Consider the following 20,263-nt stretch of genomic DNA (forward strand, 5'->3'; position numbering starts at 1 on the left):
TAGGTTAGTCGAATAAATTTATTTTACCTGGCAGAAAGCCCGGTAAATTCAATACGAAAAAGTAATGAGGAAGGGAGAAAAACTACGCATTATTCAGAGTACATCCACCCTGAAGCCCTCTTTTAAATCGACCTGAATAAGGCTGATAGTAAAAGAGGGGGAAACAGGCCAGAGGCTATTTTTTACACAGTGCCGGATCGAAAACGGTCTTCCAGTCTTTTTGCATATCCACCACCGTCCAGCCTTTTTCTTTCGCTACGCTTAAGCCCTCTACCAGTTTTCCGCTGGCAGGAGGATGGCTGTCATAGGCATATTCCCGATCGGCATCGGTATGATGAACAATAAGCCCAAATGTTCTGTAATCCGGATTGGCCGCGGTGTATTGCATCATGGCTAAATCACCGTCGCTGTTACCAAAGGCGGCCACCGGACGTTGCCCCATAAACAGGTGGATCGCCACCGGTTTGGCGGCGGCATCGTCGTTGAAAGCACCTTTCATGGTTTTGCGCAGCTGGGTGCCGTTATCGGTCAGCGTAAAGTCGCTGAGCGCAAACGAGCCGACCACCTGCTCAGGCGGAATGCCGTACATTTTATTACTCAGCACCCGCATAAAGTCGATTCCGCCGCCAGAGATGATCCAGGTCTTAAAGCCGTTCTCCCGCAGATAGTCCAGCAGCTGGCGCATGGGCTGGTAGCCCATGGTGTCGTAGCGGCAGCCAAAACGTTGATCGCGCTGGTTATCCACCCACTGGCTGACGCGCTGGTCAAACTCCTCGGTGGTGATGTCACTGTGCGTTGCCGCCAGAAGCTGCATCAGCCCTTTTTCACCCGAGGCAGCGACCGCCTTCAGGTCGTTATTCAGCACAGCGCCCAGCACCGGATCGTTCTTCCATTCCGGATGCTGCGGCGCAAGGCGTTTGACTTCATCCACCGCAAACTGCAGCTGGAACGTCAACGGCGCTTCAGGCCACAGGGTGCCGTCGTTATCAAACACCACGTAACGTTTGTCCGCCGGAATAAAGGTTGCGCGGTCCTGATTCGTGGCATTTTGTACCCACTGCACGATAGCGTTTTTTGCTGCGGTATCATTCCAGGCTGAGAGCGGATCCGCCGCATGGGCACCGCTGACGGCACCAAGCAGCAGCACGCTGAGCATTAACTTTTTATTCATCGTTCACCTCTTTTTTTCAGGCGTCAGTTTGGGCAGAGGGACAGGAGCCCAAAAGTTGCGCCACCTATGATGGAGATATTTAAGGCTTCGCCACAGCAGACGTCGCGTCAACAGGATAACGGCAGCCAGGATAACGACCGCCGCGAGGATCAGCGCCGTTCGCCAGTGATGTTCATCCGTTGTCCCCCGAAGTGCCGATTCGCTGCCCTGCGCGCGCGCTTCGGCCACCTGCAACGTGGACCCCGGTAATTCGGCAACCTGCCACTGCTGATGGGCTGTGTCCCACCAGCGCAATTTAACGGGCGGAATGACAATCGTACCGGCCCGGGACGGGAGATAGCGCAGCTTCTCCACCCGCTGAGCCCCTTCGATTTGACCGCGCCCCGACTTCAGCAACGTGTTTTCGGGGGTCAGCCGTTGGGTATCGGTTCCGGGGATCGCATACAGGATCTGCGGGACCTGCGCCGCGGTAATGCCGGTGGCATTCACCGTAACAGCGCGCTCCACCACATCCCCCACCCGCAGTTCGCCGTCATTGCTGGCGTGATACTGGGTAATTTTCTGGGTCAGGGTCAGGCTACTGGCGGGAAGGAAGCGGTCCGGCTGCTCCACGCCCTCAGGCCACGCCACCGCGGTTTTCAGCTCCGGCAATTGCACGGTGACAGGGGCCTGGCTGGCAGAAGTGAGCGTGACCTCCGTGGCGGGCAGCAGCAGATCGCCCTCATCCCACGCCATCACCTGTCTTTCGAGGCGAATACCACTCCAGCTTGTTCCTCCCTGGCGGCGACTTAACAGCTGATTCGGCAGCGGCGTGGTCATTAATGCCCCGTTTTTAATCACAAAATCGGGCCATTCCGGGGGCGGATTAAACCAGCTGTCGGTCCAGAAGGTGACCGCGATAACCACCGGCTGGCCTGGCGCGACATGTTCAGGTGCGACCAGTTCGCGGGTGATATCCATCGCCGCGCGGGCGGGTATTACCGCCAGCAACAGCAGAAGAAGAAAGGCTTTCATGGCGTCGGCTCCGTACTGGCGCGGTAGAGATTTTCCAGCAGGCCGGATGGTGATACCTCCAGATTGTCGAACCACTGCTCCACCTGTGGATTACTGCTGGCCGTGGGCTCAAGATCCTGCTGATTTACCCCCTGACCTTTCTTCAGATCGTGCTTAATCTCGTCGGGCTTGTAGTCCTGCTCCTTGCCCTGGGCAGCCTGGCGGTCGCGCTCTTTCTGGCGCAACTGCATGATAATGGCAGCGATAGCGGCGCGGTTCTTTTGCGCCAGCGCCCAGTCAGGACGAAGGCTTAACGCGCGATCGTAGCTGTTAAGGGCCTGCTGCCACTGCTTTTGTCCGGCGTAGCTGTTGCCCAGCCACAGAAGCGTATCGGCGGTCTGCGGAGCCTGACGAAACGCTGACGCGGCGGCGACAAAATCCTCCGCGCGGTAGTACGCAATCCCCTGCCAGAGCGGATCCTGGAAACGTTGCGCTGCTTTCGCGTAGTCGCCCTTGTTGAACGCCAGCTGCCCCTGCATATCCGGGCTTACCCAGGCATCCAGCCAGGCGGCCTGACTTTGCGGGGCATACAGCAGCGGCACGACAACGATCAGGGCACAAATCAGCTGCCGCCGTCCGAAAAGCAGCAACAGCAGCATCGGGATCACCAGCAGATACCCGCTGTTTTTCCAGTGCAGATCGCCGCGGGCGTTGTTCTGCGAAGCCACCGACTGCTGGACGTGACGGGTAATTACCGGCAGATCGCTGTCATCATTGCTCACCAGCGTAACGGGAATACCGCCATCACGCAGGCCGCTGAAACGTTCGACGTTGAGGCGGGTATCGATCCCACGCTGGGCGTAATCGTCAGGCAGTTCGCCGCCGCGCGCCGTACCGGGCACCCAAATCTGCAGCGGCAGTTTTTGTTGTGCGAGCCAGGCCGCATCCTGCGGCGAGAGGGTATCGGCGATCAGTAAAATATTGCGCGGCGCATCGGGGGTTTCCGGCATATTTTTCAGGGCCAGAGCGATGGCCTGCCGTAACCCGGAGCCTTCGCCCTCGGGCAACAGCGCAGGATTTTGCGCGTGAAGAAACAGCGAGTAGAACGAGGGATCGACGGTCAGCGGCGTGGTGAGGTAAGCCTGGGCGTTATACACCACCAGCCCAAAATGCGTGCCGGTTGAGCGCGACATCAGCTGCATAATTTTGCTTTGCATCCGCTGATGGCGGCTGGGCGCAAGATCCTGGGCGTACATGGCCGGATCCTGCTGTAACACCACCATCAGATTACTTTGCGGCGTCAGGGCAGCGGGCAGTTCCCGCTGCCAGGTCGGGCCTGCCAGGGCGATCACCCCCAGCGCGCAGAGCCACGGCAATACCCGGGTGATGCGCTTTTTGCGTCCAATAATGAGTGCCCTGGCAAAGGGTTTATCCATAATCTGCTGCCAGGCGCTGCGCTGTCCGGTCGCCACAAACCACAGCAGCGCACAAACGAGCAGACCCGCTAACCACCAGGGATGGGTGAAGTGAAAATCACTCATGCGGCTCTCTCCCGAATGAATCGCCCAACCGCGAGCAGGACCAGTAGCCCCAGCGCCAGCAGCAGCGGCCACTGGAAGAGCGGAACGTGCCACGACCAGCCGATGGATTTCACCTGTACTGGGGTGATGGCGTCGATCTCTTTCCAGACGCTGTCCAGCGCGGCCCCGGAGTTGGCCGCCGTCCAGGATTGCCCCCCGGTGATCTGCGCGATGTTCTGCATCAGCGGCAGATCCACTTTGTCATCCCCGGTACTGTTGATGTCACCAAAGGCGATGGTGTGCACCTGAACGTGATGGGCAGCGGCCAGCTGAGCGGCCAGAGCCGGTGCCAGCTGCGAAGCGGTATCGTTGCCGTCAGTGAGCAGGATAGCCAGTTTACTGGCTGCTTTATCGGTGGTGTTATCCAGCAGTTTGACCCCGACGCCCAGCGCATCACCGATGGCCGTTTGCTGGCCAACCATGCCGGGAGCCAGTTGATTGATGCGCGTTTGCAGCGCCTGCTTATCTTCGCTGACCGGCGCAAACGGCCAGGCCTGGCTGGCAAATATCACCAGACCTATGCGATCCGACTGCCGGGCCGCGACAAATTTTCTCACCGATGCCTGGACCGCCTGCAGGCGTGTCACCCCGCCCTGGACATCGTTTTTCGCCATCGAACCAGAAACATCCAGGATCAGCACCACGTCACGCATGGGTTTTTGAATATGCTGGGGCGGCGTGAGGTACTCCGGGCGGCAGAGCGCCACCACCAGCAGCAGCCAGACCAGCCAGAACAGCAGGCTGGACAGTTTACCGGTGCGCACCGGCTGGCTGTTCAGCTTCAGCTCATCAATCAGTTCCGGTAAAAACGGGACCCGGACCTGCTCTTTGACCTCGCGATCCTGCGACAAAAAATAGCGGCCAATTAACGGCAGAAAAATCAGCAACGCTGCCCACGGCCAGGCGAAATCGATCCGGCTCAGATACTCAGACATAGGGCAGTTTCTCCAGCCAGTTTTTCAGCTGAAGCTGCAAACGCGCGGTGCGACCGGCGTCGAGCTGGTTATCGGGCTGGCAATATCGGACGCTTAACTGCTGGCGCAAATCATCGTCGATGTCGACCTTTTGCAGCAGCTGTTCCGGGGTGATGGCGTTGCTGACGCTGGCGCGTGGCTGGTGCATCAGCAGGATGCGTTTGATCAGTTCCAGCCAGCCATCCACGCTGTGGGGTTGTTGCAGCGAGGCCCGCGCTTCCCGACGCCAGGCGTTACGCCGCCAGCGCGCCAGACGGAACAGGGCTAACAGCAACAATGCGATAAGCACCACTCCGCCCGTCACCCACCAGCCTGGAGGTAATGGAATCCAGGAGATACCCTGCGGCAGCGCCGGAACGGCGAGCTCAGGAACGCTAAATCCTTTTTCCAGCATTCAGAGGCCCTTTTGTAACTGTTTGATAAGATCCTGAGTGACCACAATCTGATTAACGCGAATACCGAGGCGTGTCAGGCGATTTTCCAGACGCGCCAGCCGGGAGGCAATGCTCTGCTCGATTTCATCTTTTAGCTGAGGTGAAAGCGAAAACGCAGCCTCACGCCCCTGATAGCGGGCGGCCAGATCGCCGTGCGCAGGGAGCCGCAGGTGCAGATCGTCAAGCGTGATGAAAGCGCTGATCTCACAGCGTCGTCTCAGGCCTGCTAACAAAGCTTCTCCGGCAGCATCCAGGTCGTGAAAATCGCTGAGTACGGCCACCCACGCGCCCGCCGGAATAAGGGGCATGGTGCGTTGCAATACGTGGGTAAGCGAGACAGAGGCAGGGGTTTCGTCAGGATAGCGCGAAGGTAGCGCCTGGTTATAGCGCAGCACATCATCCAGCACTGCCGGTAAATTACGGGCCGGGGCACGGCATTTTTGCAGGCTGTAATCGCTGTCGCCAAATACCACGCTACCGACTCGGTCGCCGTCGTGCCAGCTGCGCCAGGCCAGCAGTCCGGCAATTCTGGCGGCGGCAACGGATTTGGTCTGCCCGCGGGTGGAGAAATACATATCCAGCCGCTGGTCGACAATCAGAAACACCGGACGCTCGCGCTCTTCGTTATAGAGGCGGATCCAGGGCGTTCTCAGGCGCGCCGTGGCCTGCCAGTCAATCAACCGCACGTCGTCGCCGGGCTGGTAGCGGCGCAGGCTGTCAAAGTTAAGCCCACGCCCCTGCTGACGGGAGACGCGCTCCCCGGCCAGCGCACCGGGCGGAATTTGCCCCGGCGGATTGGTCAGCAACCGCGCTTCCCCTGCCAGCGCCATCAGCGTGTCGCGATCGACCTGCAGTGCGCTGTCCATCACGCCACCACAGCGTCGAGTAACATCCGAATGATGTCGTCCGCAGAACGGTTATCGGCACTGGCCTGATAACTCAGCATCAGACGATGGCGCAGTACCGGCGGAGCAACGCGCTGAATATCTTCCGGCAGCACCGCGTCGCGGCCCTCCAGCCAGGCCAGGGCGCGTCCACAGCGGTCCAGCGCCAGGGTACCGCGCGGGCTGACGCCGATGCCAATGTATCCCGCCAGCGTGTCACTGACCTTCTGCGGATGGCGGGTCATGTTCACCAGGTTCACAATGTAATTTTCAATGGTTGGGGCAACATGAATCGCCGAGATCTCCTGCCAGCAGGTGGCGATATCCTGCTGAGAGAGCATCAGGGTTTCTGGCTCAACGGCAGGCTCAGAGCTTTGCGCCAGATACTTCTGCTGCTGTTCGGCCCGCACCATCTGCATCACTTTTTGCTCGTTTTCACCTGACGGGTAATCCACCAGCACTTTCATTAAAAAGCGGTCGAGCTGGGCTTCCGGCAGTGGCCAGGTCCCCTCCTGATCCACCGGGTTTTGCGTCGCCAGCACCATGAATACGCCGGGCAGCGGCCAGGTTTTTCCGGCGACGGTAACATGACGCTCCTCCATCGCCTCCAGCAGCGCTGACTGCACGCGTGCCGAGGCGCGGTTTATCTCATCCGCCAGGATGATGTTGCCGAACACCGGCCCTGGACGAAAGCGGAACTGGTCCTCTTCACGGGTGGCATTTTGCTGGTAAATCTCACTGCCGGTGATGTCAGAGGGCAGCAGATCCGGTGTGAACTGAATGCGGCGAAACTCCCCTTCCACATGGCGGGCCAGCTCGCGTACCGCCCGGGTTTTTGCCAGTCCCGGCAGCCCTTCCAGCAGGACGTGCCCATCGCACAGCAGCGCCACAATCAGCATTTTTACGACCGACTCCTGGCCCAATACCTGTTGATTCATGCGCTGCTCAAGCTGAAGCAGTTTTTCTCTGTTTGTCATTTACGCAATCCTGCAAAGTCACGTTTCAGAAGCGTGGCGATACCGACCAGGATCGGCTCGGCATAATTGAAGAACGCTTTGATGCCGGGGCATAGATAGTTGAGCCCGGCTTCACCGTCCGGGGCGCGGACAATGCGGTTTTTCGGGCATTCACCCCAGCACAATTTCAGATAAGGACACTGTTTGCAGTATTCCGGCAGGGTCTCTTTTTTACCTAAACCGAAGGCTTTCTGCCGTTCGGAAAAGGCCATGTGCGCCAGTTTTGTGTCGGCGATATTGCCGATCTGGTATTCGGGGTAGACATAGTGGTCGCAGGAGTAGATATCGCCGTTTTTCTCCACCGCCAGTCCTTTACCGCAAAACTCAGAGGCGGTACAGATTTGCGCGGGCATCCCCATGGTTTGCGCCACCGCCGTTTCGAACAGGTTCACCTGCACGCGGCCTAAATCGTTATTCACCCACTCTTCGAACACGGTTTTCAGAAAAGTGCCCCAGTCGTCGGGATCCACCGACCAGTCGGTGACGATAGAATCTAAATCGCCCGGTCTGGCACGGCGGGTGCCGGTTACCGGGATGGTCTCATCACGCCAGAACTGCGGTGCGGTGCTCTTGAAATCGACAGGTTCCACGCAGGGATTAAACTGGACGTAGGTCGCCCCCAGTTCACGGGTGACAAAGCGGTAAACGTCAAGCGGGAAGCGCGCATTGGTGCGGTTTACCGTCACCAGGGCGTTAAAGGGCACCTTGTATTTTTTCAGCGCCTCAACGCCTTTCATCACTTTATCGAAGGTCGGTTTGCCGCTGCGCGTCACGCGGTAGCGGTCATGCAGTTCTCGTGGCCCGTCGATGGACAGCCCCACCAGAAAGCGATGTTCTTTAAGAAATTCGGCCCATTTATCGTTGATCAGCACGCCATTAGTTTGTAAGTCGTTTTCGATGCGCTGGCCGGGCTTTTGATACTGTTTCTGGAATTTCACTACCTTTTCGAAAAACTCCAGTCCCATCAGGGTCGGCTCACCGCCCTGCCAGGAGAACACCACCTGATCGCCATCCTGACCATCAATGTACTGGCGAATGAAGTTTTCCAGCACGTCATCGCTCATGCCGGTGTGACGGTCCTGATGCAGAAGTTCTTCTTTGTGCAGATAAAAACAGTATGAACAGTCGAGATTACAGGTCGAGCCGGTGGGTTTCGCCATGACATGGAAGCGTCTGGTATACGCTGGCCCCTTGCCGTCATATTTTTCTGCGGACGGTAACGCTTTAACAGGCAACGTGGTGCTGTACTTCATCGCGATCCCCTGATGACCGGGTGGTTGCCCACCCGGGTTTAACGACAATTAATTACTCTTCGCGCCTTGCTCAATCAGCGACTGGACGTCGGAAACGGTAAACGAGCCCGGTTTCTGACGCGGCGGGAACTCCTGGAAGCTTTGCAGCATCTCGCCAACGTATTTCTGCGCGCCGCCCAACAGGAACAGACGGCTGTAGAACCAGTTGTTGTAATCCATACCGGTATCGCCTTTCTCCAGCGGGTCGATCTCAAGATCGAAGATCATCGGCGCACGCAGGACGGTAAACGGATAGCGCCAGACGTCCATGCCGGTATGTTCCTGAATCATAAAGTGCGCTTTCCAGCGGCCGTAACGGATGGCCAGCAGATCACCGTCATCACTCCAGTAGAAGAACTCTTTACGCGGGTCTTCACCTTTGCCCTGCAGGAAGTCGAGCTGGTTATAACCATCCAGGTGAACCTTGTAGGTCATGGAGGTGGTTTTGTAGCCTTTTAACAGCTGCTCTTTGATGTCCGGGACACCCGCAGCGGCCACCAGAGTCGGGAACCAGTCGTTACTGCCAAAGATATCGTTGATCACCGTACCCGGCTGGATATGGCCCGGCCAGCGGATCATCGCAGGGACGCGGAAGCCCCCTTCCCAGCCGGTATTTTTCTCGCCGCGGAACGGCGTCATCCCTGAGTCAGGCCAGGTGGCCAGCATCGGGCCGTTGTCGGTGGTGTAGACCACGATGGTGTTGTCTTCGATGCCGAGATCTTTAATTTTCTTCAGCACTTCACCTACCGTCTTATCATGCTCAACCATGCCGTCGGCATAGGTTCCGAGCCCTGTCGCCCCAATACTGGCGTCTTTCAGGTGCGTCTTGTTGTGCATGCGGGTGGTGTTGTACCAGGTGAAGAAAGGCTTACCGGCCTTAACCTGGCGCTCCATAAAGTCGTTGTTGGCCGCGAGGGTTTCATCATCGACGGTGCCCATACGCTTGATGGTGAGCGGACCGGTATCTTCGATTTTGCCGTCAGCGCTGCTCTTAATTACGCCGCGCGGGCCAAACTGTTTACGGTATGCAGGATCTTTCGGGTAGTCCGGGTTCTCAGGTTCTTCTTCGGCATTCAGGTGGTAAAGGTTACCGAGGAACTCATCAAACCCGTGGGCGGTAGGTAAAAACTCATCCCGGTCACCGAGGTGGTTTTTACCAAACTGCCCGGTGGCGTAGCCCAGCTGTTTAAGGATGTTGGCAATGGTAGGATCGTCTTTGCTGAGACCCTGAGGCGCGCCCGGCATGCCCACCTTACTCATCCCGGTACGGAACGGCATCTGCCCGGTGATGAAGGACGAACGCCCGGCCGTTGAGCTCTGCTCGGCATAATAGGAGGTAAACTTCGCCCCCTCATTGGCAATACTGTCGATATTTGGCGTCTTATAACCCATCATGCCCTGGTTATAAGTACTGAGGTTCCAGTAACCCACATCATCACCAAAAATAACGACAATATTGGGTTTTGAATTATTTTGCTCTGGAGCAGTTGGAGCCGTGGTTGTAGATGAAGCGGGTGCTGCATAGGCTGCGGTAATTGCACTCGATGCAAGCGTTAGCATACTGGCCAACACTGTCCGCTTGAATGGAACGGATTTGAGCATGGTGGAACTCCTTTCATTAGAGGCAAAAAAAGTATAGGCAACCTACTGATGAATGGGGCAATTGTCATAAATAAAACATTTAAAAATGGATAAAAAATAGCAGAGCCACATGAAGAAAAATATTTAACTTAATGATTTTAAATAATTAATTAAATTTAGTTTAAATTCACAATATGCGAGTTATCGTTCTCGCTGGTGTATCGTTGCGTGTAATTGTCGCTTCATTGAATTCATCTGTTATTTACTCCCAAAAGCACAAATCAATCGAAAAAAGCGACTAAAGAAGAGATGAAATTTTTAAACCTCTTTTATTTTTAACTTTTTGTATAATATAAAAATATCTCGCTGATGTAGTATCGGTATGCCCTCTTGAAAGGTTCATCAGCTGCCGTCCGGTGGTTCTGAAAAAAACTCTCCTGCTCTATAGTTAATTAACCCCCATGCTGGCTGAAGCGGCGAGGCGTTATGCGTGTGGCTTTTCCCGGTCTTCTTTTAATGCTGACTGCCACGATGGTTTATAGCCCGGCGGCATATGCGGTGGATAACCCTCGGATAAAACAGCGCGCGGATGCCGTCCTGACGTTAATGAGTTATATGGTGGTTCCTGACGTGACCGCCAGCGACCTGAATATTGGCACCGGCAGCAATGAAAGTAACGAACTCACCATCACGCAGTTTGGCGGCGGCGCCACCCTGAGCGAATCCTTCCCGATTTACGTTGAAGGGGCATTGGGTTACAGCCGTTACGACCCGCAATTCGTGGTAAGCAATGGCACGGAAACACGGCGCATCCCCACCCGCTGGAACAGCCTGACCGGTACCGGGGGAATTGGCTGGGATTTCCATCTTCATCGCGATCGCTGGGGCGGAAATCTGATCCTGCGCCCGATAGCCAATGTGATGCTGGGCACCATGGCCAGCGATGTGCGCATCGGGGCATGGGTCATCGAGCGACGTCGACACGCGGATTATGATTTTCTGGATGGCGGCAGGCTGAATGCTTACGGCACCGGCGGTTCGTTGATGCTCGACTATGAACTGGTATCAAAACCCCAGGATATTGATATAGAACTGCGCTACTCGGCAATGCGCCTGCAAACCTTCGGCAGCACTTCCGATGCCGTTGACGGGCATGCGAACACCCAGAACCTCGGCCTTTACCTGCGCCGTCGCGCGCCCATCTCCGACTGGACGCTGTTAAAAAGCCCGGTGCGCTATGTGCTGGAAGGCGCGCATACAGAATATCTGGGCGAGCAGCGCGGTAGGCTCGGGTTTAACAGCCTGAGTTCAGTTGGGGCAGGTATCGAGCTGGACAGCAGCAAGTATCCGGTCTTTGTCACCCGCACGCGCCTGGTGGCGCGCTACATGTTTGGTCAGAATACCAGCGGATATGGGATCGGCCTGGCGATGAGTTTTTAAGGTGCCATGCCCGGCGGCATTACAAAAATTCGTAGGCCGGGTAAGGCGAAGCCGCCACCCGGCAAGGAAACTATGGTGAAAGGAACCACCACCGCATCCGCATGTTCCCCTCACCCTGACCCTCTCCCCAAAGGGGAGAGGGAATAAACCCCGCCCGGCGGCGCTGCGCTTGCACGGGCCTACAAATGCAGTTCGTGGCCGTTCGTAGGCCGGATAAGGCGCAGCCGCCACCCGGCAAGGAAACTATGGTGAACGGAACCACCACCGCATCCGCATGTTCCCCTCACCCTGACCCTCTCTCCAAAGGGGAGAGGGAATAAACCCCGCCCGGCGGCGCTGCGCTTGCACGGGCCTACAAATGCAGTTCGTGGCAGTTCGTAGGCCGGGTAAGGCGAAGCCGCCACCCGGCAAGGAAACTATGGTGAACGGAACCACCACCGCATCCGCATGTTCCCCTCACCCTGACCCTCTCCCCAAAGGGGAGAGGGAATAAACCCTGCCCGGCGGCGCTGCGCTTGCACGGGCCTACAAATGCCGTTCGTGGCCGTTCGTAGGCCGGGTAAGGCGAAGCCGCCACCCGGCAATGGTGCACCGTGCCCCGCCCGGCGGCGCTACGCTTGCGCGGGCCGACAAACCTGTCCCAGCGCCTCCCGCTCTTCCCCCGCCAGCGTCTGCAACGGGAACGGCAAACACGGCGCCGCAACCCTGCCCGTCAACTCCGCCACCGTCGCAATCACCCGCAAACTCCCGTACCGACGGAAGAACCCCCACAACGGCTCCAGCGCGTCGTTGAGCCGCCGGGTTTCCTCCACATCCCCCCGCAGCGCGGCCTGCGTCAACCGCAGGCAATAATCCGGGAAAAGCCCACCCAGCACCGAGTACCAGACGTCGCACCCCGCCAGCAGACCGGCTGCCGACTGCGCATCACCGCTGATGCCAATCGTCACCCCCTCTGCCACCTGGCTTTTCAGCGCCGTCACGCGGGCGGAAGCCTCCGCCGGATCCGCCGGAATATAGCCGAGCTTAATTGAACCCATATTAGGCAGCGCCGACAGCGCCACCAGCAGCTCATCAGTAAAGTCAAAACCGCTGGTGGCCGGGTTATCGTAGATACAGAGCGGAACGGAGATTTCACCGCACACGCGCTCGTACAGGCGGAACACCTCTTCCGCCGTCAGCTTCTGGTAGCAGAGCGGTGCCAGCAGCAGGCCGCTCACCCCGGCTTTTTGCGCATCGTCTGCCAGCCTCAGGATCTCTTCCGCGTTGACGCTGCCGATACTGGTCATCACCGGCACGCCTGCGGCAGCGCTTACCGCCAGCCGGGTGGCGGCAAAACGCTGCTCCCGCGTCAGATAGGCATAGCTCCCCGTAGAGCCCAGCGCCCCGATGGAATTCACCCCCGCCGCCGCCAGCGCTTCAATCAGCGCCACGAAGGCTTTTTCATCGATCTCACCCTTCACCAGCGGCGTCAGGGGAAATGCGCTCAGACCTGTAAACATCCTGAATTCCTTATAAAATTATCGGGAAAATTTCCGCGAACCTGTCACACATAAAATCACGCCCAGGGTAATTAACAGCATCACCGGGCTGACCTTCTCATGCAGCAGCGTGGCGGACAGCCCCAGCCCCAGAAAGGGTTGCAGCAGCTGCAGCTGCCCGACGGCGGCGATCCCACCCCGGGCAAGCCCTTTGTACCAGAAGATAAAACCGATCAGCATGCTGAACAGCGAGACATAGCCCAGCGCGGTCCAGGCCGATATACCAACAGAACTGAATGATGCAGGCATTGTCAGCCAGGAGGCAACCACCATGAAAGGTAGCGCCAGGATCAACGCCCAGCCGATCACCTGCCAGCCGCCGGATTCGCGGGTCAGCGCCGCCCCTTCGGCATAGCCCAGACCGCAAACCACCACCGCCGCCAGCATCAGCAGATCGCCGGTTAACGAGAGCGCGGCACTTTGCGACAGCGCAAAACCCACCACCAGCAGACTGCCGAGCACCGAGAAGATCCAGAAGGCTCTGGCTGGCCGCTCCTTGCCGCGCAGCACCGCGAAAATGGCGGTCATCAGCGGCAGCAGGCCAAGAAACACAATCGAATGGGCGGCGGTAACGTGCTGGAGCGCCAGGGCGGTCAGCAGCGGAAAGCCGACAACCACGCCCAGAGAGACAACCATCAGCGGCACGATTTGCGTGGCGGGCGGGCGTTTTTCCCGCAACACGAGGATCAGCACCAGGGCCAGCGCCCCGGCAAGAGAGGCCCGGGCAAAGGTCAGGAAAAAGGGATCGAAATCCTGCACCGCAATCCGCGTGGCGGGCAAGGACCCGCTGAAAATCACCACCCCCAGCAGGCCATTCAGCCAGCCCGAAAGCGAGGTTTTATCTCCCGCACTATTCATTACCCTTACCTCACGTGTTGAGCCTCTGTTGAGCGGATGGTAGTCTCGCCAATCCGATACAATCAAATTATTGTCATGGATACATTTGATGAAAGCTCGCTATAAAGCCATCGTGGATCGCTACGCGCAGCAGATCCGCTCCGCCACGCTGACGGCAGGCACCCGACTGCCGACCCACCGGACGCTCGCCGCCCGGGAACATATCTCGCTGGCCACCGCCACGCGCGTCTATGCCGAGCTGGAGAAGATGGGGCTGGTCAGTGGGGAAACCGGGCGGGGAACTTTCGTCAGGGAGATCCTGTTGCCGTCCGGGCTGGGGATCGACCAGCAGGCGGTCGCCACCGATGTGCTGGATCTGAACTTTAACTATCCCGCCCTGCCGGGTCAGGGAGAGCTGCTCCGGGAGGCGCTCAGGCAGATCGCAGGCGTCGGCGATATTGAATCGCACCTGCGCTATCAGCCGCATGCGGGCAGGCAGACGGAGCGGGAGATCGTGGCCGCACACCTCTCCGGGCCGCACTTTCAACCTTCGGCAGATAACCTGTTGATTGTGAACGGTGCCCAGCATGGCCTGACCATCGCCCTGATGGGGCTGCTCAGGCCCGGCGACGTGGTGGCGGTAGATGCCCTCACCTACCCGGGCTTTAAGGCGTTGGCGGCGCTGTATCACCTTGAGCTGGTTGCCATTCCCGCCACGCCGACCGGCCCCGACCTGGACGCGTTACGCCAGATCTGCCAGAGGCGGCACGTGCGTGTCATTTACACCATGCCCACGCTGCATAATCCCCTGGGATGGGTGCTGGACCGCAACCAGCGTCAGGCGCTGGCGAACATCGCCCGGCAGTACGATCTGCTGATTGTCGAAGACACCGCCTACAGCTGGCTGATCCGCCGTCCGCCGCCGCCCATCGCCAGCCTGGCCCCGGAACGCACGGTCTACGTCACCGGATTTTCAAAAAACGTGGCCACCGGCCTGCGGGTCGGGGCGGTGGTCTGCCCGCCTGCGCTGCGTCCGGCGCTGGAGCGCGCCATACGGGCCACCACCTGGAACACGCCTTCGGTGATGATCGCCATGGTGTGCCACTGGATCCAGGACGGCACCGTGGCCCGCTTCGAAACCCTGAAAAGGCGCGATGCCCGACAGCGGCAACGGGTGCTGAACGCGGTGATGGAGGATCTGCCCTGCATTACCCATCCCAACTCTTACTTCGCGTGGTTGCCGCTGGCGGAGGAGGCCCGGGCGGATCGGGTGGTGAAGGCGCTGATGGACAACAACATCTCCGTCTCTACCGCAGAGCCTTTCTCCACCTCCGGCACGGTGCCGCAGGCGATCCGCGTCGCCCTCGGATCGGTGCCGGTTGAGACGTTGCGCCACGCGTTGCAGCAGGTCAGAGCGGCTATAGAGCTGGAGCAGAGCCGATAAGACAAATCTTAATTTTGATGACAGAGGGAATTATTTTAGCAATCTGTAAACATCTCCCTTTGTCCTGCAATTATTCGTCAGACATATAAGCCTTGCTAACTTACTTATTAGCGAGGATATATTTCCGTTCGCCGGTAAAAATATTTAAAGAGCTGGTTAAGAACTGAAAAAAAACGCATCGGGAGGCTTATTGACCTTTTAACCGTTCTGTCTACAGTTATTTTTGCACGCATTTGAAGAGGTTATCACCTCTTGCAATATATATTCTTAACGAAAAATCTGGAGACATGTTATGACCAAGCATCGAGGCGGTTCCGGCAATTTCGCAGAAGACCGGGAGCGTGCATCCCAGGCGGGCCGTAAAGGCGGACAGAGTAGCGGCGGTAACTTCAAAAACGATCCGCAGCGGGCATCCGAAGCGGGAAAAAAAGGCGGACAAAATAGTCGAGGCGGCGGACGCAAACCCGCTGCGTAATCATCTGAATATATTCTCCACTGACGTGAATATGTCAGACAATATATGCAGAAACGTAAAGAACGGTAATTAACACCATTCCTGTAAATGCAGCCCGATAAATTACGCGGAGGTTATATGATGCATTTAAGAAGAAGAGTTCGTAACGCACGCAATAATCATCGCACCCGTGACGATGTCGGCTGGATAATTCCAGGTGATGCTGAGCGTACCCGTTCACCGGATAGTGCACCGGATCGTGGACCGGCGCTCAATATCGTCGGGAGTCAGGATGCTGACCGTGAAGTGAGGCTCAGTCAGCGTCAGTCCTATCTCGTTAACGCCATCGCGCACCGGGATCTTCTGAAGTAATCAGCTGTTAAGTGATGCAACATTTGTTGTGCTTTGTTATTTGCCCGGCCTTCCCCGCCGGGCATTTTTATGCCGCGTTCAGGGGCGCAGCGGCAGCCCGGCGGTCTCTTTCGCCCGCAGCACCGTGAGGAAAGAGATCAGCGCCGCCGCCATGATAAACAGCGCTGGCGAGTGCTGATTGCCGCTTTCGACCAGCAGGTACGTTGAGAACCAGGGCGTAATGCCGCCAAAAAACGCCACCGCCACGTTATAGGCGATGGCGATGCTGCCAAAGCGAATGCGGGTAGGAAACAGCTCCGCCATGGCCGCGCTGCTGGCGCCATCAAAAAGCGCAATACAGATCCCCAGCAGCAGCATCGCCAGTATTGCTGCGAAGATATTGCCCTGCGCCATCAATGCCATCGCAGGCCAGCTCACGAGGATAAACCCGATGCAGCCCGCCAGCATCAGCGGCCTGCGGCCAAACTTATCCGACAGATAGCCCATAAAAGGGACCATCACCGCGACGGCCAGCAGACCGAGGGTGGTGATGAAATAAGCCTGCTCCTGTGGGAAGCGCAGTTCCGTCGCCAGGTAGCCAGGGATAAAGGCCTGCAACATCCAGTGCCCTACCGCCTTGATCGCCACAAAACCGATACAAAAGAGCAGCGCGCGCCGCTCGGTGGTGACCGCCGTGTGCAGCGGCGCGGCTTCCGTTTGATGGCTTTTCTTCAGCGCCAGGAATTCGGGGGAGTCCTCAAGATGGGTTCGCAGCCAGAGGCCAATCCAGCCCAGCGGACCGGCGAGCAAAAACGGAATACGCCAGCCCCAGTCGTTCATCGCCGATTCCCCCAGCACGGAGGTGAGCAGCAGCACCAGGCCCGAGGCGGCCACAAAGGCCAGAAAGCCGAAGTTATCTATCCAGCAGGTAAAGAAGCCCCGGCGATGGGCAGGCGCATACTCCGCCAGAAAGGTGGTGGCCCCTGCGCTCTCGCCCCCGGCGGCGAATCCCTGAACCAGCCGCACCAGCACCAGCAGCACCGGGGCGAGCAGCCCCGCCTGGGAAAAGGTCGGCAGCAGTCCGATTAAAAAAGTGGCCCCGGAGGTCAGCAGGATCACCGTGGCCAGCACCCTGCGGCGGCCAATCCGGTCGCCGAGAGATCCAAACCACAGTCCGCCCAGCGGGCGCATCACAAACCCGGCGCCAAAAACCGCAAACGACGACAGCAGCGCCGTGAGCGGATCTTCCGCATGGAAGAAGTGCATGCCAATCAGGGCGGCTAAGGTGCCGTATAGCCCGAAATCGAACCATTCAACAAAATGGCCAATTCCGGTGGCAAACAGCACCTTGCGCAGTTGAGGGGACACGGGAAGCCCTTAGCGCTTTTTCGGCATCATGCGCAGCAGGGTGTTGTCTTTCCAGTAGTAGTGATGAAGCAGTGCGGCAAAGGCGTGGATCCCAATAATGAAATAGCCCAGGTTCGCCAGGGTGACGTGCCAGGCTTTCAGCGTATCCACCAGATCGAAATTCGATTCGGCGGCGTGCGGCATTCCCAGCCCGAACGCAAACCAGGTATTGCCCCGGTTATACATCATCACCAGGCCAATCAGCGGCAGCGCAATAAACAGCAGATAGATGGCAAGGTGCCCCAGGTGGGATAAGCCGATATACATCGGTTTTGGCTTGGGCACGATCGGCGGCGCGGGATTCTTAAGGCGCACCAGCAGACGCGCGACCATCAGCACCAGAATGGAAATGCCGCACGACACGTGGATCATATTAATCAGCGGACGGTCGCTGCGGGGAAACCAGCCGCGAAACTCCATGGCACAGTAGGCGACGATCACCAGCAGAAAAACCAGCCAGTGAATCGCAATTTGCAGGCCGGTGTATTTGTTGCGCATAAGTATTTCCTGAAAGAATGCCAAAAAACGTAAAATAACCAGCTTCAGTCAAAAATTCATTAATTATTGTCCCCGATTTTTCAAAAACTTCCTCGCAGATGAGCCATCTTCAATTGCCTCGCTGGGCTTCATGGTCTAATCCTGGATGAGTTCACCCTACCGTACGTCCACACAGGAGAGGATCATGAGTAAGATTGGCATTAACGGTTTTGGTCGTATTGGCCGACTGGTTCTTCGTCGGTTGCTTGAAACTCAGGACAGTAATAGCGTGGTGGCGATTAACGATTTAACGTCGCCGAAGGTGCTGGCCTACCTGTTGAAACATGACTCCAACTATGGCCCCTTCCCCTGGAGCGTCGACTTCACGGAGGATTCGCTGATCGTCGACGGCAAATCCATTTCGGTCTATGCCGAGAAAGAGGCGAAGAACATTCCGTGGAAAACCGCCGGGGTGAATCTGGTGGTGGAGTGTACCGGGTTCTACACCTCGCAGGAGAAATCCCAGGCTCACCTGGACGCAGGTGCCAAAAAAGTGCTGATCTCCGCCCCGGCCGGCGAGATGAAAACCATCGTCTTTAACGTCAACGACGACACCATCGAGGCCAGCGACACCATTATCTCTGTCGCCTCCTGCACCACCAACTGCCTGGCCCCACTGGCGAAAGTGCTGCACGACGCCTTTGGCATCAAGGCGGGCACCATGACCACCATCCACGCCTATACCGGCACCCAGGCGCTGGTGGATGGCCCGCGCGGCAAAGATCTGCGCGCATCCCGCGCGGCGGCGGAAAATATTATTCCGCACACCACCGGCGCGGCGAAGGCCATTGGACTGGTGATCCCGGAACTGAGCGGCAAGCTGAAAGGCCACGCCCAGCGCGTACCGGTCAAAACCGGCTCCGTGACCGAGCTGGTGTCGATTCTGGAGAAAAAAGTGAGCGTGGATGAGATCCATCAGGCGCTGAAAAAGGCCACCGAGGGCAACGAGTCCTTTGGCTATACCGATGAGGAGATTGTCTCTTCCGACGTGATCGGCTCGCACTTTGGGTCAGTCTTTGATGCCACCCAGACGGAGGTCACCGACGCGGGTGACGTCCAGCTGGTGAAAACCGTGGCCTGGTACGACAACGAGTACGGGTTTGTCACCCAGCTGGTGCGTACCTTAGATAAATTCGCTGCGCTTTAATCACATTGCGGACAGCCCTGCTGTCCGCATCCTGTGAATCCGTTCAGAGTTTCAATTCGTTAACCCTGATATAACAAACGCTTTCCAGAGAGGGAGCGTTATTATGGAAGCACTGAGCCGCGAAACATTAGAACAGAATATGGCGCAGGCCGTTGGCCGCTCGACCACCTTTAGTATCTGGCCCACCCCTGAAGCGCCCGGCGCGCGCACCAGCGACGCCGTTTTTACCCCCGAACCCCGCCACACCGGCACCTCCGACTACGATCGCGCCGTTACCGGCATCCGCTCGCCACAGATAACCGTGTATGCGCCGGACAAACCTAACGGCGTCGGCATTCTGGTGGCGCCGGGCGGCTCCTATCGTCGCGTGGTGCTGGATAAAGAGGGCAGCGCGCTGGCCTCCTTCTTCAACGCACGCGGCTATACCCTGTTTGTGATGACCTACCGTATGCCGGGAGACGGTCATGAAGAGGGAGCCGACGCGCCGCTGGCGGACGTGCAGCGCGCCATGCGGGTAATTCGCGCCAGCGCCCGGGAGTGGAAGCTGGACCCGGCGCGCATTGGGGTACTGGGCTTCTCGGCGGGCGGCCACGTGGCGGCAAGTCTCGGCACCCGTCATGACGACGCGGTATACGCCCCGCTTGACGCCGTCGACGAGTACTCTGCCCGACCGGCCTTTATGGCGCTGGTCTATCCGGTGATCACCATGCAGGGCGAACATTACCACCCGGGCTCACGGCATGAGCTGATGGGAGATAACCCTGGCGAGGAGCAGATCCAGCGCTATTCGCTGGAAACGCGGGTGACCCGCGACGCTCCGCCGACCTTCCTGCTACACGCTGCCGACGATCCGGCGGTAAAAGTTGAGAACAGCCTGGCGATGTACAGCGCCCTGCGGCGCGCGGGGGTACCGGTTGAGATGCATCTGTTCGAGCGTGGAAAGCACGGGTTCGGCATCCGCGATGCCCAGGGCCTGCCGGTCGCCGTCTGGCCGGAATTGATGATGAACTGGATTTCGACGAAGGTGTAAACCTGTAACGCCGGGTGGCGGCTTCGCCTTACCCGGCCTACGGGGGTGGTGCGGTCTGGATGCCGGATGGCGGCTGCGCCTTACCCGGCCTACAAAACCAACAACCGGCATCGGACACGTAGGCCCGTGCAAGCGCAGCGCCGCCGGGCATGT

19 protein-coding genes are annotated in these 20,263 nt (G+C 58.2%); 6 read left to right on the forward strand and 13 right to left on the reverse strand.

Features of this window, described 5'->3' with window-relative positions; all coding sequences use genetic code 11:
• Positions 1–175: 175 nt before the first annotated feature.
• From ACOYA6_RS07960 to ACOYA6_RS08000, 9 genes are read right to left on the reverse strand one after another with little or no spacing between them, the layout of a single operon-like run.
• Complete coding sequence (locus ACOYA6_RS07960; protein ID WP_223075410.1) at positions 176–1,171, reverse strand: HAD family hydrolase; 996 nt, start codon at positions 1,169–1,171, stop codon at positions 176–178.
• Between the two features lie 3 nt (positions 1,172–1,174).
• Positions 1,175–2,185, reverse strand: coding sequence for a PDZ domain-containing protein (locus tag ACOYA6_RS07965; protein ID WP_422654453.1), 1,011 nt, complete (start codon positions 2,183–2,185; stop codon positions 1,175–1,177).
• Positions 2,182–3,705 (reverse strand): tetratricopeptide repeat protein, encoded by a 1,524-nt coding sequence (locus ACOYA6_RS07970; protein WP_422654454.1) that lies wholly within the window; start codon positions 3,703–3,705, stop codon positions 2,182–2,184. The genes ACOYA6_RS07965 and ACOYA6_RS07970 overlap by 4 nt, the downstream gene beginning before the upstream one ends.
• On the reverse strand, positions 3,702–4,679 hold the full coding sequence (locus ACOYA6_RS07975) for a VWA domain-containing protein (protein ID WP_422654455.1): 978 nt from the start codon (positions 4,677–4,679) through the stop codon (positions 3,702–3,704). Before ACOYA6_RS07975 ends, ACOYA6_RS07970 begins: the two co-directional genes overlap by 4 nt.
• Positions 4,672–5,112 (reverse strand): DUF4381 family protein, encoded by a 441-nt coding sequence (locus ACOYA6_RS07980; RefSeq protein ID WP_422654456.1) that lies wholly within the window; start codon positions 5,110–5,112, stop codon positions 4,672–4,674. The genes ACOYA6_RS07975 and ACOYA6_RS07980 overlap by 8 nt, the downstream gene beginning before the upstream one ends.
• Positions 5,113–6,018 (reverse strand): DUF58 domain-containing protein, encoded by a 906-nt coding sequence (locus ACOYA6_RS07985; RefSeq protein ID WP_422654457.1) that lies wholly within the window; start codon positions 6,016–6,018, stop codon positions 5,113–5,115.
• The gene (locus ACOYA6_RS07990) at positions 6,018–7,013 is read right to left on the reverse strand and encodes an AAA family ATPase (RefSeq protein WP_422654458.1); all 996 of its coding nucleotides are present in this window, start codon (positions 7,011–7,013) and stop codon (positions 6,018–6,020) included. Before ACOYA6_RS07990 ends, ACOYA6_RS07985 begins: the two co-directional genes overlap by 1 nt.
• A complete protein-coding gene (locus tag ACOYA6_RS07995) occupies positions 7,010–8,305 on the reverse strand; it encodes an anaerobic sulfatase maturase (RefSeq protein WP_422654459.1) in 1,296 nt (431 codons plus the stop codon). The genes ACOYA6_RS07990 and ACOYA6_RS07995 overlap by 4 nt, the downstream gene beginning before the upstream one ends.
• A 48-nt stretch (positions 8,306–8,353) precedes the next feature.
• Complete coding sequence (locus tag ACOYA6_RS08000; RefSeq protein WP_039028543.1) at positions 8,354–9,946, reverse strand: arylsulfatase; 1,593 nt, start codon at positions 9,944–9,946, stop codon at positions 8,354–8,356.
• 495 nt (positions 9,947–10,441) lie between these two features.
• Here ACOYA6_RS08000 and ACOYA6_RS08005 point away from each other — a divergent pair, with 495 nt between their 5' ends.
• Positions 10,442–11,365, forward strand: coding sequence for a hypothetical protein (locus tag ACOYA6_RS08005; protein WP_422654460.1), 924 nt, complete (start codon positions 10,442–10,444; stop codon positions 11,363–11,365).
• A 611-nt stretch (positions 11,366–11,976) separates the two neighbouring features.
• Here ACOYA6_RS08005 and ACOYA6_RS08010 read toward each other — a convergent pair.
• Positions 11,977–12,864 (reverse strand): dihydrodipicolinate synthase family protein, encoded by an 888-nt coding sequence (locus tag ACOYA6_RS08010; RefSeq protein WP_039028541.1) that lies wholly within the window; start codon positions 12,862–12,864, stop codon positions 11,977–11,979.
• A gap of 18 nt (positions 12,865–12,882) precedes the next feature.
• Positions 12,883–13,761 carry a DMT family transporter gene (locus ACOYA6_RS08015; protein ID WP_422654461.1) on the reverse strand — a complete coding sequence of 293 codons (879 nt, stop codon included), beginning with the start codon at positions 13,759–13,761 and terminating at the stop codon, positions 12,883–12,885.
• A gap of 88 nt (positions 13,762–13,849) precedes the next feature.
• Between ACOYA6_RS08015 and ACOYA6_RS08020 the strand changes: the two genes are divergently transcribed.
• From ACOYA6_RS08020 to ACOYA6_RS08030, 3 genes are all read left to right on the forward strand, one after another.
• Entirely contained in the window at positions 13,850–15,184 is a 1,335-nt protein-coding gene (locus ACOYA6_RS08020) for an aminotransferase-like domain-containing protein (protein ID WP_422654462.1), read from the forward strand.
• Between the two features lie 292 nt (positions 15,185–15,476).
• Positions 15,477–15,659, forward strand: a complete 183-nt coding sequence (locus ACOYA6_RS08025) for a con-10 family general stress protein (protein WP_039028538.1) — start codon at positions 15,477–15,479, stop codon at positions 15,657–15,659.
• A 117-nt stretch (positions 15,660–15,776) separates the two neighbouring features.
• Complete coding sequence (locus ACOYA6_RS08030) at positions 15,777–16,010, forward strand: hypothetical protein (RefSeq protein ID WP_139565254.1); 234 nt, start codon at positions 15,777–15,779, stop codon at positions 16,008–16,010.
• Between the two features lie 78 nt (positions 16,011–16,088).
• Here the strand turns inward: ACOYA6_RS08030 and ACOYA6_RS08035 are convergent, their stop codons facing one another.
• Together ACOYA6_RS08035 and cybB are read right to left on the reverse strand one after the other, a co-directional pair.
• Positions 16,089–17,357, reverse strand: coding sequence for an MFS transporter (locus ACOYA6_RS08035; RefSeq protein WP_422654463.1), 1,269 nt, complete (start codon positions 17,355–17,357; stop codon positions 16,089–16,091).
• A 9-nt stretch (positions 17,358–17,366) separates the two neighbouring features.
• On the reverse strand, positions 17,367–17,894 hold the full coding sequence (gene cybB, locus ACOYA6_RS08040; protein ID WP_422654464.1) for a cytochrome b561: 528 nt from the start codon (positions 17,892–17,894) through the stop codon (positions 17,367–17,369).
• Positions 17,895–18,078: 184 nt separating this feature from the next.
• Here cybB and gap point away from each other — a divergent pair, with 184 nt between their 5' ends.
• Both gap and ACOYA6_RS08050 read left to right on the forward strand, forming a co-directional pair.
• Complete coding sequence (gene gap / locus ACOYA6_RS08045) at positions 18,079–19,080, forward strand: type I glyceraldehyde-3-phosphate dehydrogenase (RefSeq protein ID WP_422654465.1); 1,002 nt, start codon at positions 18,079–18,081, stop codon at positions 19,078–19,080.
• Positions 19,081–19,183: 103 nt separating this feature from the next.
• The gene (locus ACOYA6_RS08050; protein ID WP_422654466.1) at positions 19,184–20,110 is read left to right on the forward strand and encodes an alpha/beta hydrolase; all 927 of its coding nucleotides are present in this window, start codon (positions 19,184–19,186) and stop codon (positions 20,108–20,110) included.
• Positions 20,111–20,263 lie beyond the last annotated feature (153 nt).

Source organism: Leclercia barmai (assembly GCF_049312895.1).
Taxonomy (GTDB): Bacteria; Pseudomonadota; Gammaproteobacteria; order Enterobacterales; family Enterobacteriaceae; genus Enterobacter; species Enterobacter barmai.

What these genes read in the sequence shown, in the direction of transcription:
- ACOYA6_RS07960 (WP_223075410.1), bottom strand. Translation starts at nt 1,171, where the DNA reads ATGAATAAAAAGTTAATGCTCAGCGTGCTGCTGCTTGGTGCCGTCAGC.
- ACOYA6_RS07965 (WP_422654453.1), bottom strand. Translation starts at nt 2,185, where the DNA reads ATGAAAGCCTTTCTTCTTCTGCTGTTGCTGGCGGTAATACCCGCCCGC.
- ACOYA6_RS07970 (WP_422654454.1), bottom strand. Translation starts at nt 3,705, where the DNA reads ATGAGTGATTTTCACTTCACCCATCCCTGGTGGTTAGCGGGTCTGCTC.
- ACOYA6_RS07975 (WP_422654455.1), bottom strand. Translation starts at nt 4,679, where the DNA reads ATGTCTGAGTATCTGAGCCGGATCGATTTCGCCTGGCCGTGGGCAGCG.
- ACOYA6_RS07980 (WP_422654456.1), bottom strand. Translation starts at nt 5,112, where the DNA reads ATGCTGGAAAAAGGATTTAGCGTTCCTGAGCTCGCCGTTCCGGCGCTG.
- ACOYA6_RS07985 (WP_422654457.1), bottom strand. Translation starts at nt 6,018, where the DNA reads ATGGACAGCGCACTGCAGGTCGATCGCGACACGCTGATGGCGCTGGCA.
- ACOYA6_RS07990 (WP_422654458.1), bottom strand. Translation starts at nt 7,013, where the DNA reads ATGACAAACAGAGAAAAACTGCTTCAGCTTGAGCAGCGCATGAATCAA.
- ACOYA6_RS07995 (WP_422654459.1), bottom strand. Translation starts at nt 8,305, where the DNA reads ATGAAGTACAGCACCACGTTGCCTGTTAAAGCGTTACCGTCCGCAGAA.
- ACOYA6_RS08000 (WP_039028543.1), bottom strand. Translation starts at nt 9,946, where the DNA reads ATGCTCAAATCCGTTCCATTCAAGCGGACAGTGTTGGCCAGTATGCTA.
- ACOYA6_RS08005 (WP_422654460.1), top strand. Translation starts at nt 10,442, where the DNA reads ATGCTGACTGCCACGATGGTTTATAGCCCGGCGGCATATGCGGTGGAT.
- ACOYA6_RS08010 (WP_039028541.1), bottom strand. Translation starts at nt 12,864, where the DNA reads ATGTTTACAGGTCTGAGCGCATTTCCCCTGACGCCGCTGGTGAAGGGT.
- ACOYA6_RS08015 (WP_422654461.1), bottom strand. Translation starts at nt 13,761, where the DNA reads ATGAATAGTGCGGGAGATAAAACCTCGCTTTCGGGCTGGCTGAATGGC.
- ACOYA6_RS08020 (WP_422654462.1), top strand. Translation starts at nt 13,850, where the DNA reads ATGAAAGCTCGCTATAAAGCCATCGTGGATCGCTACGCGCAGCAGATC.
- ACOYA6_RS08025 (WP_039028538.1), top strand. Translation starts at nt 15,477, where the DNA reads ATGACCAAGCATCGAGGCGGTTCCGGCAATTTCGCAGAAGACCGGGAG.
- ACOYA6_RS08030 (WP_139565254.1), top strand. Translation starts at nt 15,777, where the DNA reads ATGATGCATTTAAGAAGAAGAGTTCGTAACGCACGCAATAATCATCGC.
- cybB (WP_422654464.1), bottom strand. Translation starts at nt 17,894, where the DNA reads ATGCGCAACAAATACACCGGCCTGCAAATTGCGATTCACTGGCTGGTT.
- gap (WP_422654465.1), top strand. Translation starts at nt 18,079, where the DNA reads ATGAGTAAGATTGGCATTAACGGTTTTGGTCGTATTGGCCGACTGGTT.
- ACOYA6_RS08050 (WP_422654466.1), top strand. Translation starts at nt 19,184, where the DNA reads ATGGAAGCACTGAGCCGCGAAACATTAGAACAGAATATGGCGCAGGCC.